Raw genomic sequence first — 14,152 nt, 5'->3', positions numbered from 1 at the left:
TGTGGGCAATAAACTTGTTATTATTATCATGTAGGCCTAATATCATGAAAACTTAACGCCTTCATGGCCATTAAACTGATTTGTTGCAAAATATCCGCTAATAATGCGTTATCGATTTGCTCGCACTTTAAGCGTTTAAGGAGTGGTTTTCGTGCAACAACAAAGCCTAATACTTGGCCAATTAGCACATGAGCCTGAATAATCGCAGTTTGTTCATCAACTGAACTCGCAAGTTGAATTATCCCTGATAAACGCTTATGAAAAGGCTCAATAAAATCACGATAAATGACATCATAATTATCTGTTGGTTCTAATTGCTCACGAAGGATCAACACGGAATAAAATTCATGGTCTGGTGATAACAACGCATTTCCCAGCCCTTTTATTAACAAACATACCAATTGATTTATTTGCTCTGCATTTATCATTTCTTGCTGTGTTATATCAGCAAATAGCGTATCAAACGCTAGAGTGTTACTTGCTAATGATAAATCAGTTGCGACTTTATGAATAACAGCGGCATATACACCTAATTTCCCTCCCATATGATAAGGGATCGCAGATTGATTTACGCCTGCATTTTCAGCTAGTTGGCGAGTTCTTACACCATTAATACCATGAAGAGCAAATTGCTTGATCCCTTCGTTAATCAGCTTATCTTTGGTTGACTCCGAAGAAAGGGTATTTTTATTGGTATCAGTCATATTCCGCTGTTATTCCGTGAATTAATTATCCGCCCGCATAAGATATGTTGAATTATAATTCAATTCAACGCCCTGCTCTTTACCCACAACGACTGTTCCACCCAAATTACAAAGATGGTGACCAAATGCACAATTGGGCTCAAACGCAAATGTCATACCGGCTTGTAACACCAATTCTCTACCTGGATTCGGCAACCGTTCCAATTGTCGATATTTTTGAGCAATTGGTAAAGATTCAATCCCCGGTGCAGTTCCAAAACCTATTGGCCCATAAGGATTAATACTATGAATCAAAGGATGCACATGCCACCCCTTTGATTTTAAAAGTGGTTGTTCCATTTTATCAACCACTTCCCCAAAAGTAACACCTTCTTTAAGGTTTTCAACACCAATTTCATAACATTCACGAGCAACAGCCGCTGCTTTCTCAATATTTGGATGGACTTTTCCCACGGCAACAGCGGCTTGGTGCTGAGTCTCGTACATCCCATACAATGCAAATATTTCAGTTAAAACGATATCTCCTTGTTGAATTTTACGTGGATGTTGTGAACGATATTGCCATGCAGGTTGGCCCCAACCAATATATTCAGGTCCTGACCCCATCAAGATCTCTGCAGTAAATCCCCCCATCGACAAACATTTTGCAGTAACTGCCGCAGCAATATCTGCCTCTGAATTCCCTACAATCGCCGTAGTACGCATCGCTTCACTCATAGCCTCACCTATCATGGCGGCATGCTTCACATGCTCAAGCTCTTCCGCACTTTTCACTGAGGCTAATTGGAAAAATGAGCGATAAACAGGAACAATATTCAGATGGGGTAATCGCTCTTTTATTCCTGATAAGGTGTTATATGGCATCGCACCATCAAAATAAAATGGTGGGTAAGGTTCTAAACCAATTACTCCCAAATTTGCATTCGCTGAAATACCTAAATCAACTAATACTTGTGCAATATTTCGCCCTGTTTTACCCACAATAATCTGTTCTGGAGAGATCCACTGCTGGTCGCCACGAATCTTCGCTTGCATATGGTCAGCGACCATCATCGGTGCAAAAGTGACGACTAAAGGTGTTTTATCTTGGTGGAAAATAACTACGGAACCTAAACGGTCATTGGTAAAATAATGGTCAATACAAAATGGCGCGGGGGCGGCTGACTCTCTATCTCCATAAACCATTAATACTTCAAGATCATGTTGTTGCATGATTGTTCGAGCAATGCTCCATCTTCTATCACGTTCTTCAAAGGTAAATGGGCGAGGTATGGTTGCTATATTCATATACGATCCTTTTAATATTTAATTCATTTGAATGAATTAAATATTGGATGTAATACGCATATTTGTCAAACCATTAAATGAACACTTTGTGCTCATCTAGAATGATGAACACACGCTCAAATACGCACAAAAAAGCACTCTAAAGAGTGCTTTTAACTATATTCAACTGAATTTGCTATAAAATTTTATTTTTTCTTATTTAACATCGATTGTAAATCAGCGAAAGGGTTATAGGTTGCCGCTGGAATATCTTTTTGAGCATCCTCACCAGCAATAACGGTTGTTCCGTATTGGTCTGCTTCAGTATATTTTGAGTGTTCGTGATCATGGCAAAATAGGCATAATAGTTCCCAATTGCTGCCATCTTCAGGGTTATTAGTATGATCATGGTCGATATGGTGAACCGTTAATTCACGCAAATTTGAATACACAAACTCACGGGTACAGCGTCCACAAACCCATGGATAAATCTTAAGCGCTTTTTCACGATAGCCACTTTCCAATCGCGCATAGTTTTTAGGGATCAAAGCCATTGCCAATATTCCTATTGAAGATAGTAATTTTGAAATAATACGCCTAATATACCTCAAGTAAGAGCAAAAAAAGAAACTCAAAGCAACAAAAAACCCAGATATCATGAAGTCCCAACTTTATAGGGCACCTCATCAATTCTGGGTCCTTTTATTCGTTAATTTATACTTAGATTACTTATTCAACAATTCTCTACGGATAATCTCAGCACCTGCACTTAATGCATTGAGTTTACCAGTAGCGACACGACGAGATAGCGGTGCCATCCCGCAGTTTGTTGATGGATAAAGTTTATCTGCATCCACAAATTGCAGTGCTTTACGTAGCGTATTGGCGACTTCTTCTGGTGTTTCGATGATATTACTTGCCACATCAATCGCTCCTACCATCACTTTTTTACCGCGAATAAGCTCAATCAAATCCATTGGAACATGGGAGTTATGGCATTCCAAAGAAATAATATCGATATTCGAGGTTTGCAGTTTTGGGAAAGCCTCTTCATATTGTCGCCACTCAGAACCCAGCGTCTTCTTCCAATCTGTATTGGCTTTGATGCCGTACCCATAACAGATATGAACCGCGGTTTCACATTTTAGCCCTTCAATCGCTCTTTCTAGTGCAGCTACACCCCAATCGTTAACTTCATCAAAGAATACATTAAAAGCTGGCTCGTCAAACTGAATGATATCAACGCCCGCCGCTTCAAGCTCTTTTGCCTCTTGGTTCAAAATCTTAGCAAATTCCCACGCCAATTTTTCACGACTTTTGTAATGATTATCATACAGGGTATCAATCATCGTCATCGGTCCAGGAAGCGCCCATTTTATCGGCTGCTTCGTTAGCTTACGTAAAAATTTAGCATCTTCGACAAAAACAGGCTTTTGACGTTCAACCGCGCCAACCACTGTTGGCACACTCGCATCATAACGATCACGAATTTTAACCACTTCACGCTTTGCAAAATCAACACCGCTGAGGTGCTCAATAAATGTCGTCACAAAGTGCTGGCGGGTTTGCTCGCCGTCACTAACAATATCAATCCCTGCACGCAGTTGATCTTCAAGGGATAAGCGCAATGCGTCTTGTTTTCCCTCAATGAGTTCTTCATTTTGCAACTTCCAAGGAGACCAAAGCGTCTCAGGTTCAGCAAGCCAAGAAGGTTTTGGTAAGCTACCCGCGGTAGATGTTGGTAATAATGTTTTCATAATAATTGACCTTAAATTTTTATAATTAATCAAAGCGCGTAGTTAGCAGACCATTGCTCTAGAATATGCTTATAGGGTTCAATAAAGTGTTCTTCCGTATATTTCCCTTGCTCAATAGCCAATCGGCTACGTTCTTCGCGGTCATAAACAATTTTTGTTAATGAATAATCTTGGTTCGTCAAACTCGGTTGGTAGCATGATCCCGCAACGGAGTTCGCATTGTAAATCTCAGGGCGATAAATCTTTTGGAATGTTTCCATCGTGCTAATCGTGCTAATTAATTCAACATTGCTGTAATCGCTCAGCAGATCTCCCGTAAAATAAAATGCCAGCGGTGCAACACTGTTTTGAGGCATGAAATAACGAACCTGTAATCCCATCTTTTTAAAATATTGATCCGTTAATGAAGCCCCATTTTGCTGATATTCAATACCTAATACAGGGTGTTGATTACCCGTACGATGATAAACATCTTTATTTGAGACACTTAAGCAAATGACTGGTGCCTTACTAAAATGGGTTTTGTATTCGCTAGAATTAACAAAACATTTAAAGATATTCCCATGTAAGTCACCAAAATTTTCTGGAATACTAAAGTTTGCTTGGTCTTTATTGTGATCTAGCAATAAAACACTAAAATCATAATCACGCACATAAGATGAAAAGTTATTTCCAACTATGCCCTCAGTACGTTCGCCTGTTTTGTGATCAACAATATTGGTTTTCAATATTTCAATCACAGGAAAGGTATTACTATTCCCTTCAACACTCATCTCAACAGAAATAATTTCAAGTTCGATAGAGTAACGGTCACTTTTAGGGTTATCCCAGTATGCTAATGTATTGAAACGATTGTTCATCATGACAAGCGTGTTACGCAAATTTTCTTGGCGATTTTTCCCTCTGGCTAAATTAGCAAAGTTAGTTGTAATACGTGTATTTTCAGAAGGATTATAATTTTCGTCAAAAAGACTACTTTTAATCGTAAATGTAAAATTTTTGTTCATCGTCTCGTCACACCCTAAATTCCAAGATGGAAACTCAATTGACTTCTTGATTTTCTAGAAGTTTTAGTTGTCCATTCATCAATTTTTATGTTGTAAATACGTTAATTCGTTTGCGTTATCTAATTTATGCCAGAGCTGTTGATTGAGTGAAAGCGACTTAATTTCATTTCAAACATGAACGATTTTCATGATCATCTATTTTACTTACTTTAATTATGTGACAGAGAACCAAGAAATATTATTTTGTATTATAATTCATTATGTTAAGTTTATTTCATGGACACTTTCCTAGAGGGGATGAATATTCGACATGAAGACTTAAACATTGGTTAGTGAAATAAATTTATTTAATACAATGAAAAATATTTAGGTGATACAGTCAAAGTCATTAACTACAATAATAAAAGGTGGCACATTATTTATGCACCACCAACAAGAAGTTAATTATGTTTGGCTTGGTTTAGTGTTGATTGTATTAAATTTTCAAATTCTAATTGTTGTCCAGCAGGTAAGACATGGCTCAAGGTTTCTTTGCGTTTCTGTTTACCAAATAGAGACTCAATCAGCCAACCAATAAGATATACGGAAGATAAACAGCCTCCCGCAGTTGCAACTTTTCCATGGCATACAAGAGGATGATCAATAGGGGTTATTTTTCTATTTACAAGGCCTTCACGTGCATCAGGATGAGTTGTTGCTGCACGTTCTGGTAATAAACCCAGCTCATCTAAGATAAATGCACCAGCACAGATAGAACCAATATATTGACGTTTTGGATCCAAATGTAACTCAGGTAAAAAATTAGGATTGATTAAAGCATTTGGGATACCAATCTTACCGCTACTAAATAAAACTGCATCGGCAGTATTGGCTTCTCTCACCGCACCATTAACCGTAACGGTTAATCCATGAGCAGAATAAACTGTTGGTGTTGCGCCTAAAATACGCACACGCCAATCCTGTTGATTACGCCCCAAAATATCCCACATCAAAAATAAATCGATATCTGTAAAATCATCGAAAGCGATAATCGCTATTTCTTTCATCTAATTTCCCTTACACTCTTACTAATACAAGTTAGAGTTAAACAGTAGCAATAATATTTTCACCATACACAGTCTGTATTGAACAATGAAAAAATTAACTAGAGAGTGTTGGGTCAACGCAGGATTTAAAATATTAGACACTGAGGGACATACCCGCTTTTCCAGTGAAAATATTGCTAGGCAGCTAAATGTAACCCGAGGATCTTTTTACCATCATTTTAAAAACCGCGAAGACTTTGTACGTACATTGCTTTCTCGTTGGGAGTTTGAATATACCGAGCTGATGTTGGCACAAGCTAACATGGAGCGTACTCTTGATGATGTACTAAAAAGATATCTTGATGTAGTCTCCCAAAAACATCCATCAAGAGAAATAACAATCCGAGCTTGGGCGCTTAACGACCCTCTAGTTGCCGAGTACCAACACCGTGTTGATGAAAAGCGTTTATCATTCATTATTAAAAAATTGCATCTGCTTTTTATTCCTCACGACTACGCCGAAAAAATTGGGAAATTAATTCATTTATGTTTCATTGGCGGCCAAATGTCAGGAGATCGACACGATGCTCAGGAATTTAACCAACTTATTCTTAATACACTGAGTTTAAAAAAACTTCTTTTCCGTTTTTAAAGTTATTTATTTTTAATATTGACACATTTTATGCACAAAAAAAAGGCACTCGCCCCGAGTGCCTTTTGACTACAACTCACTGAATATAAAGTAAATTACACCTATTCAGCGGTTCTGGTACTTGTGCGGATAAGGTAGTCAAATGCGCTAAGTGCGGCTTTGGCCCCTTCTCCGGCGGAGATAATAATTTGCTTATAAGGGACGGTGGTACAGTCACCAGCAGCAAAAATACCTTTAATACTGGTTTCATTACGAGCGTCAATTTCAATTTCGCCCATACGGTTTCTGGCAATGGTATCGCCTAACCAATTGGTATTTGGCAATAAACCAATTTGTACAAATGCACCGGCAACTTCAAGTAAATGAACACTATTATTAGTGCGGTCTTTGTATTCAAGCCCCGTCATTTTACTGCCATCGCCTTTTACTTCTAAGGTTTGTGCATTGACGATAATATCGACATTTTTCAGGCTACGGGCTTTTTGCTGTAACACTGAGTCCGCTTTCAATTCTGGTGCAAACTCCAGAACGGTCACATGTTCAACCACACCCGCTAAATCGATAGCCGCTTCAATACCCGAGTTACCGCCACCAATAACAGCAACACGTTTACCTTTAAATAATGGGCCATCACAATGCGGACAAAATGTTACGCCTTTAGTGCGATATTCTTGTTCCCCCGGAACACCCATATTTCTCCAGCGAGCACCCGTTGAGATAATGATACTACGTGATTTTAAGATACCACCGGATGCTGTTTCGATTTGGTGTAATCCACCTTCTTCTGCAGCTGGGATCAGTTTTGCAACTGATTGACCATCAATGACATCAACATCATAGTTATCCACGTGGGTCTTTAATGCACCGGCAAAAATGGCGCCTTCCGTTTTGATAACTGAAATATAGTTTTCAATATCAACTGTATCCATGACTTGGCCACCAAAGCGCTCACCAATCACACCAGTGCGGATCCCTTTACGAGCTGTATAAATTGCCGCTGAAGCCCCTGCTGGGCCACTACCAATAACAAGTACTTCAAAAGGTTCGCGCTCTGTTAGTGATTTTGCTGCACGCGCATCTGCATTGGTATCAACTTTGCTAACAATCTCGCTTAATGTCATACGCCCTTGACCAAACTCTTTTCCATTCAGGAAAACCGCAGGAACGCCCATTACATTACGTTCATCAATTTCATTTTGGAAAAGTGCACCATCAATAGCGGTATGACTAACATTTGGATTTAAAACTGCCATCAAGTTCAGTGCCTGAACAACATCTGGGCAGTTATGGCAAGATAAAGAATAATAAGTCTCAAAATGAAACTCACCTTCAAGGCCTTTAACCTGCTCTAATAACTCTTGTGCTTCTTTCGATGGGTGCCCACCAATTTGCAATAAAGCCAGCACAAGAGAAGTAAATTCATGTCCCAAAGGCGAGCCTGCAAAACGCAAACCACTATCTGTACCTGGGTTAGTAATTAAAAAAGACGGTGTTCTTACTGTATTATTGCGTTCTTCACGCACAGTAACTTTATCGGACAACGTCGCAATTTGTTCTAACAGCTGTTTGATTTCATTTGATTTTTGGCTGTCATCTATATTAGCAACTAATTCAACGGGCTTAGTTAAACGTTCTAAGTAGGCTTTCAATTGTGCCTGTAAATTATTGTCGAGCATGTAATCCCCTTTAATTTTTATCATAAAATCGGGTACATATACCCGTCATGATCCAAGTTGCAGGCCTAGACACCTGCAACCTGAATTATTCAGTACTAATCAATTAAGCTAGATTAATTAGATTTTGCCGACTAAGTCCAAAGATGGGGACAGCGTTGCATCACCTTCTTTCCATTTAGCTGGGCAAACTTCACCTGGGTGGCTAGCAACATATTGCGCTGCTTTTACTTTACGCAGTAAATCTGAAGCGTCACGGCCAATGCCTTCTGCTGTAACTTCAATCGCTTGGATGATACCTTGTGGGTCAACAACGAAAGTACCGCGGTCTGCTAAGCCTTCATCTTCACGCATGTTTTCGAAGTTACGTGTTAATGCGCCTGTTGGGTCACCAATCATTGCATATTTGATTTTACCGATAGTTTCTGAACTTGCATGCCATGCTTTATGGGTAAAATGTGTGTCAGTAGAAACAGAGAAAATTTCAACACCTAATTTTTGGAATTCTTCATAATGGTCAGCAATGTCACCCAATTCTGTTGGGCAAACAAAGGTGAAGTCAGCTGGATAAAAGAAGAAAACACTCCATTTACCTGCAACATCTTTCTCAGAAACTTCGATGAATTCACCGTTTTTAAATGCTTGGTTAGTAAATGGTTTGATTTGAGTATTAATTAATGACATATGATGTTCTCCTGTTTGGTTGCCTATTAAGTTACTGTTTTACAGCAGCTTAATCCAATCATTACCTACTATCGATTTGATAGGTACAGCCTAATCATATTTTAAAAATCAATAGGTGAGACATTAAAACGCTTCCTGTTCTGTTCAGCAAGCGTTTTATTTATAAGGTCTATTTTATGTTCAGTGAGTTAAGCCATGGTGGCAATCGTTTTGCGAAAACGAATGAGTGCGAGGGAAAAGAATACAGCGCCAATGACAACGAGCACTGCAAATTGAGGCCAAACAATTTGGAAACCTGCTCCGCGATATAAAATCGCCTGAGCTAGACTAACAAAGTGTGTGGTCGACATGGTTAACATAATATCTTGAACGAGCTGGGGCATGCTTTCTCGTGCTGTCATCCCGCCAGAAAGCATGTTTAATGGCAACAGTACTAAAATCATCAACAAACCAAACTGAGGCATGGATCGTGCAATTGTCCCCATAAAAATACCAATTGATGTTGTCGCAAATAAACTCAAGGCAACCCCACACATAAACAATAAGATAGACCCTTCAATGGGGACTTGTAGCAATGTTTTTACCACTAAAATTAAGGAAACACCGGATGCAATCAGTACCACCAGCCCCATTGACCATATTTTTGACATCATAATTTCAAATGGTGTTAGTGGCATGACCATCAAGTGCTCAACGGTACCGTGCTCCCGCTCTCTGATGAGTGCAGCTCCCGTCAAAACGATCGATAGCATCGTAATATTATTGATAATTGCCATAACAGAACCGAACCATGACTGTGTCAAATTAGGATTAAAGCGCATGCGCACTTCCAAATCGACAGGCAAACTCGCATTACTACGGTATTTTGCTAAAAATTCGTTCACTTCTCCTAAGGTAATATTTTGAATATAACTATTCCCTAAGAAGGCTTGGCTCATTCGTGTTGCATCAATATTCACCTGAATTTCCGGATGACGGCCGGCAAGTACATCACGTTGAAAATTAGGCGGAATATCTAATGCAAATGTATATGAGCCACGGTTTAACAAACCATCAATTTGGTCTGGTGTGATATCTACGGGTGATAAGAAGTAAGGTGCATAAAAGCTATTGATTATCCGGTTTGATAACTGCGACTTATCTTGGTCAGCAATTGCAATGGGGGCATTATGTAAAGAGCCGGGTGTCACGGTTGCTGACGAATATATTGACACCGTAAAAGCAAAAACAATTAAAGCTAGCATCGCTTTATCGCGGCCTAAACTGCGTAATTCTTTGATACCTAAATTAAATATATTCTGAATTTTACGTATCATCACTATGCCTCCTGCTTTTTCAGGAATAAAACACTTAGCCCAATAACCAGTGGTACGGTGATCAGTAATGGAATAAATGATGACTGTAAATCGAATAAATTTAACCCCTTAGAGAAGGTTCCTCGCGTGATAGTCAAAAAATGTGATGTTGGATAAACCATCCCAACCCAGCGGCCAATACCTTCCAATGATGAGACAGGGTCAATCATTCCTGAAAATTGAGTTGCTGGTATCAACGTGATGATAGAAGTACCAAAAATTGCTGCGATTTGGCTTTTCATAAAGCATGAAATTAGCAGCCCCATACCTGTTGCAATAGTGATATACAGAAATGCTGCCAGCGTTAATGTCAGAAAACTACCTTTGAATTCAACACCAAATATATACACTGATAATATGCAAAGTAATACAAAGTTAAACATACCTAATAAAATGTAAGGGAGCTGTTTTCCAAGTAAAAATTCTAATTTGGTGATCGGTGTGACATAAAGATTGATAATCGAACCAAGTTCTTTTTCTCGAACAACACTTAACGCACTCAGCATGGCGGGTATCATCATTAATAATAATGGAATAACCGCGGGAACAATCGCCGGCAAGCTGCGAACATCTGGGTTATAACGATATCGAGTTTCAATGTCGATAGCGGGCATACCAGCAACACCTACGGGTTGACGAGCAGCCATCGTACTTAGCCATGCTAAGTGCATTGCTTGTACATAGCCACGCACAGTTTCAGCACGGTTTGGCATGGCACCATCAATCCACACGCCAATTTTGACGTTATTACCACGAGCGATATCCCTAGCAAAATTAGGTGGAATTTCAATCGCAACAGTGACATCACCGCTACGCATTTTTGCCTCTAAGTCATCATAATCTTTAATTGGTGGTTGTTCGATAAAGTAACGTGAACCTGCTAAGTTCAAAGTATATCCCTGACTTAGCCCTGTTTGGTCGCGATCGAGTACTGAAAAGCGTAAATTTTCCACATCCATGCTAATACCGTAACCCATGATAAACATAAGAATTACAGTCCCCAATAACGCCAGTGTTGAGCGGACAGGGTCTCGACGCAATTCCATTCCTTCCCGAATGGAATAACTGAATAACCGACGCAAGCTAAAGCGTTTTTTCAATGCTTCAGTCGCTTGTTCTTTCAGTTCAGGGTCAACATGAAACTCAGGCGCAGTTTCTTGCCCTTGTCCTGCATCACCTACCGCATCTTGCAAATAAGCAATAAAAGTTTCTTCTAACGTCGCTAATCCGCGTTTTTTGGTTAAGTTTGCAGGCGTATCACAATCAAGTACCTTTCCTGCGTGCATCAGTGAAATCCGGTCACAGCGTTCGGCTTCATTCATAAAGTGAGTTGAGATGAAAATTGTGACGCCGTCACGCCTTGATAAATCGACCATTAAATTCCAGAACATATCTCTGGCAACAGGGTCCACCCCTGACGTTGGCTCATCGAGGATTAACATTTCAGGTTCATGGATCACCGCCACGGCGAGCGATAATCGCTGGCGAATACCAAGAGGCAAATCATCAGGCATAGTATCCCTGACTTCCTCGAGTTCAAAACGCTGACACATTTCATCTACACGCTGAGGAATTTTATCTTCCGGTATATGGAAAAGCTTGGCATGCAGAACAAGGTTTTGCTCAACACTGAGTTCACTATATAATGAGAAGGCTTGCGACATATAACCGACGCGTTTGCGGGTTTCGATATCCTTAGGATCAATTTCTTGACCGAATAGCCATGCTTGCCCTTCACTGGCTTGTAATAACCCCGTCAACATTTTCATGGTGGTCGATTTACCACAGCCATTGGAGCCTAAAAAACCGAAAATCTCCCCTTTCGGAATTTTAAAATTAACATGGTCAACAGCGACAAAGTTGCCAAAACGCATGGTTAGATCTTGGGCTTCAATGGCAATAATATTGTCTTTTGTGGTATCACGCGCAGGGATCACAACCTTCTTGTGCCCGCTACGCTTTTCTTCTGGTAGTAATTGAATAAACGCAGCTTCAAGGTCATCACATTGCGTCTGTGCTTTTAATTCAGATGCATGGCCAGTGGCAAGCACCTTGCCATCATCCATTGCCACTAACCAATCAAAACGTTCGGCTTCTTCCATGTAAGCTGTTGCGACCAAAACACTCATATTGGTTTGTCGCAAACGAATACGATCGATTAAATCCCAAAATTGTGCACGAGATAACGGGTCAACCCCAGTGGTAGGTTCATCTAAAATTAATAAATCGGGATCATGAATTAACGCACAGCATAATCCCAACTTTTGTTTCATGCCTCCTGATAACTTACCAGCAGGACGGTCTTTAAAGGGGGCAAGCCCTGTACTTTCAAGTAAATCTTGAATGCGATATTCACGCTCAGCTTTTGATTGGCCAAATAAACGACCAAAAAAATCGACGTTTTCATAAACAGATAATGTATGGTAGAGATTCTTCCCTAAACCTTGGGGCATGTAAGCAATACGAGGGCAAACAGCTCGACGGTGTTCAATGTCATTCATATCACCATCAAGTACCGTTATTTGGCCTTGTTGAATTACTCTTGCCCCCGCGATCAGAGAAATCAAGCTTGATTTTCCTACGCCATCTGGGCCAATCAACCCAACCATTTTTCTTGCTGGGATGGAAAGTACAATGTCATCCAACGCACAATTATCACCATAATGCTGGCTGACATGCTGTATATCGATAATCACATCATCCATCAGTTTATTGGTCATTGTGGTAATTTCACCTCAAGTTCAGCAGGCCAAGATTCATTCGGATCTAAACGCACATACGCTTTACCGGGTAACCCTGTTTTGACATATTCTAAGTGTTGCTCTAATAACTCAGGGGAAACACGCGCACGTACTCTGAACATCAATTTTAAGCGTTCATTTTGTGTTTCTACGGTTTTGGGTGTGAATTGTGCAACACTTGCCACGAACGTGGTTTTTGCTGGGATCACGATGTTTGGTGCAGCATCAAGGATAATGTGAACATCACTGCCTAAGGCAACTTTACCTGCATCTTCAGTCGGTAAGAAAAAGGTCATATACACATCACTTAAATCGACCATATTCAAGACCCGCCCACCAGCGCCAAGTACCTCTCCAGGCTCAGCGACACGATATTGAATACGCCCATTTCTTGGTGCTTTTAGAATACTGTCATCTAAGTCCGCAATAATGCGACGTTCCGTTGCTGTCGCTGCATCAACACGGTTTTTCGCTTGAACAATACCGGCGCTTGCAGAATCAATCGCTGATGTCGCGGCGGCAACTTGGGCTTTTGACGCTTCCAATGCTGCGCGAGAACCTTGCATTTGTGCTGTATCATCATCGACTTGTTGTTGAGAAACAGCGTTTGTTCTTACCAAAGCTCTAGAGCGATTTAACCGTTTTTGTGCAGCGTCTAATTCCGCTTCACGTTGACGAACAACGGCTTGAGCAGCAACTTTTTCACTTTTTCGTTGGGCTAAAGCAGATTCGGCTGTCGTCACTGCACTAATCGCTTGGCGCAACTGGGCTTGTACTTCATGAAGCTGCTCTTGAAGCGCTCGTGTATCCATACGAGCAAGTTCTTGCCCTTCTTTAACAAAATCCCCTTCTTTGACGTTAATCGTTTCAATGCGCCCTGCAGTCTTAGTCGCAATATCAATTTCCGTTGCTTCTATACGACCATTACTTTGTGCAAATCCAGCAGGTAGCCCACCTGAGTTAACATTCCAGTAATAAAAACCACCCGCAACAATAATTATTATTAAAATGATGTAAAAAGATATTTTTTGCTTATTTATTTTCATACCATCCCTTTCCATTAAATGAGAAAACAAGGAACAACAATTATTTTGATTATTAACCTGGTAAATATTAATAAAACGAGATAACTGTCCTATATGCTAAATAAATACAACTAAGACAAAAGTAATAATTTTTTATTTTTTAACTATGTTAGTACGTGTAAACACAGTTATTAAATTAGCTATCTATCTAATTTAATAACATTTTATCAGCATTTAAGTTAAGTGAAGTTGCCTTGTGTCAC

Annotated in this window: 12 protein-coding genes; 1 reads left to right on the top strand and 11 read right to left on the bottom strand. The window is 39.9% G+C overall.

The window, feature by feature from the left end; translation table 11 throughout:
- Nucleotides 1-26: 26 nt before the first annotated feature.
- The 6 genes from PSF28_RS08165 to PSF28_RS08140 all read right to left on the bottom strand — a co-directional run bounded on the left by PSF28_RS08165 (nt 27) and on the right by PSF28_RS08140 (nt 5,780).
- Nucleotides 27-704: a CerR family C-terminal domain-containing protein gene (locus PSF28_RS08165; protein WP_210838835.1), complete on the bottom strand. Its 678-nt coding sequence runs from the start codon at nt 702-704 to the stop codon at nt 27-29.
- Between the two features lie 21 nt (nt 705-725).
- Nucleotides 726-1,991: a M24 family metallopeptidase gene (locus tag PSF28_RS08160; protein WP_272684887.1), complete on the bottom strand. Its 1,266-nt coding sequence runs from the start codon at nt 1,989-1,991 to the stop codon at nt 726-728.
- A gap of 185 nt (nt 1,992-2,176) precedes the next feature.
- Entirely contained in the window at nt 2,177-2,524 is a 348-nt protein-coding gene (gene yajD, locus PSF28_RS08155; protein ID WP_210838838.1) for an HNH nuclease YajD, read from the bottom strand.
- Nucleotides 2,525-2,695: 171 nt separating this feature from the next.
- On the bottom strand, nt 2,696-3,727 hold the full coding sequence (locus PSF28_RS08150) for a methionine synthase (protein WP_004254558.1): 1,032 nt from the start codon (nt 3,725-3,727) through the stop codon (nt 2,696-2,698).
- 29 nt (nt 3,728-3,756) lie between these two features.
- Nucleotides 3,757-4,734, bottom strand: a complete 978-nt coding sequence (locus PSF28_RS08145) for a DUF1852 domain-containing protein (protein WP_210838840.1) — start codon at nt 4,732-4,734, stop codon at nt 3,757-3,759.
- A 440-nt stretch (nt 4,735-5,174) separates the two neighbouring features.
- On the bottom strand, nt 5,175-5,780 hold the full coding sequence (locus PSF28_RS08140) for a DJ-1/PfpI family protein (protein ID WP_210837580.1): 606 nt from the start codon (nt 5,778-5,780) through the stop codon (nt 5,175-5,177).
- 85 nt (nt 5,781-5,865) lie between these two features.
- On the opposite strand from PSF28_RS08140, the gene PSF28_RS08135 reads away from it, so the two are divergent.
- The gene (locus PSF28_RS08135) at nt 5,866-6,411 is read left to right on the top strand and encodes a TetR/AcrR family transcriptional regulator (protein ID WP_210837578.1); all 546 of its coding nucleotides are present in this window, start codon (nt 5,866-5,868) and stop codon (nt 6,409-6,411) included.
- A 101-nt stretch (nt 6,412-6,512) separates the two neighbouring features.
- Here the strand turns inward: PSF28_RS08135 and ahpF are convergent, their stop codons facing one another.
- The 5 genes from ahpF to PSF28_RS08110 all read right to left on the bottom strand — a co-directional run bounded on the left by ahpF (nt 6,513) and on the right by PSF28_RS08110 (nt 13,910).
- Nucleotides 6,513-8,087 (bottom strand): alkyl hydroperoxide reductase subunit F, encoded by a 1,575-nt coding sequence (gene ahpF, locus PSF28_RS08130; protein WP_272684886.1) that lies wholly within the window; start codon nt 8,085-8,087, stop codon nt 6,513-6,515.
- Nucleotides 8,088-8,204: 117 nt separating this feature from the next.
- The gene (gene ahpC / locus PSF28_RS08125) at nt 8,205-8,768 is read right to left on the bottom strand and encodes an alkyl hydroperoxide reductase subunit C (protein ID WP_004910793.1); all 564 of its coding nucleotides are present in this window, start codon (nt 8,766-8,768) and stop codon (nt 8,205-8,207) included.
- A 188-nt stretch (nt 8,769-8,956) separates the two neighbouring features.
- On the bottom strand, nt 8,957-10,081 hold the full coding sequence (locus tag PSF28_RS08120) for an ABC transporter permease (RefSeq protein ID WP_272684928.1): 1,125 nt from the start codon (nt 10,079-10,081) through the stop codon (nt 8,957-8,959).
- Between the two features lie 5 nt (nt 10,082-10,086).
- Complete coding sequence (gene rbbA, locus PSF28_RS08115; RefSeq protein ID WP_272684885.1) at nt 10,087-12,843, bottom strand: ribosome-associated ATPase/putative transporter RbbA; 2,757 nt, start codon at nt 12,841-12,843, stop codon at nt 10,087-10,089.
- The gene (locus PSF28_RS08110; RefSeq protein WP_272684884.1) at nt 12,840-13,910 is read right to left on the bottom strand and encodes an HlyD family secretion protein; all 1,071 of its coding nucleotides are present in this window, start codon (nt 13,908-13,910) and stop codon (nt 12,840-12,842) included. Before PSF28_RS08110 ends, rbbA begins: the two co-directional genes overlap by 4 nt.
- Nucleotides 13,911-14,152: the final 242 nt, after the last annotated feature.

Source organism: Providencia sp. PROV130, from assembly GCF_028482225.1.
GTDB classification, from domain to species: domain Bacteria; phylum Pseudomonadota; class Gammaproteobacteria; order Enterobacterales; family Enterobacteriaceae; genus Providencia; species Providencia rettgeri.
This window is presented reverse-complemented; position numbering and strand designations above follow the sequence as displayed.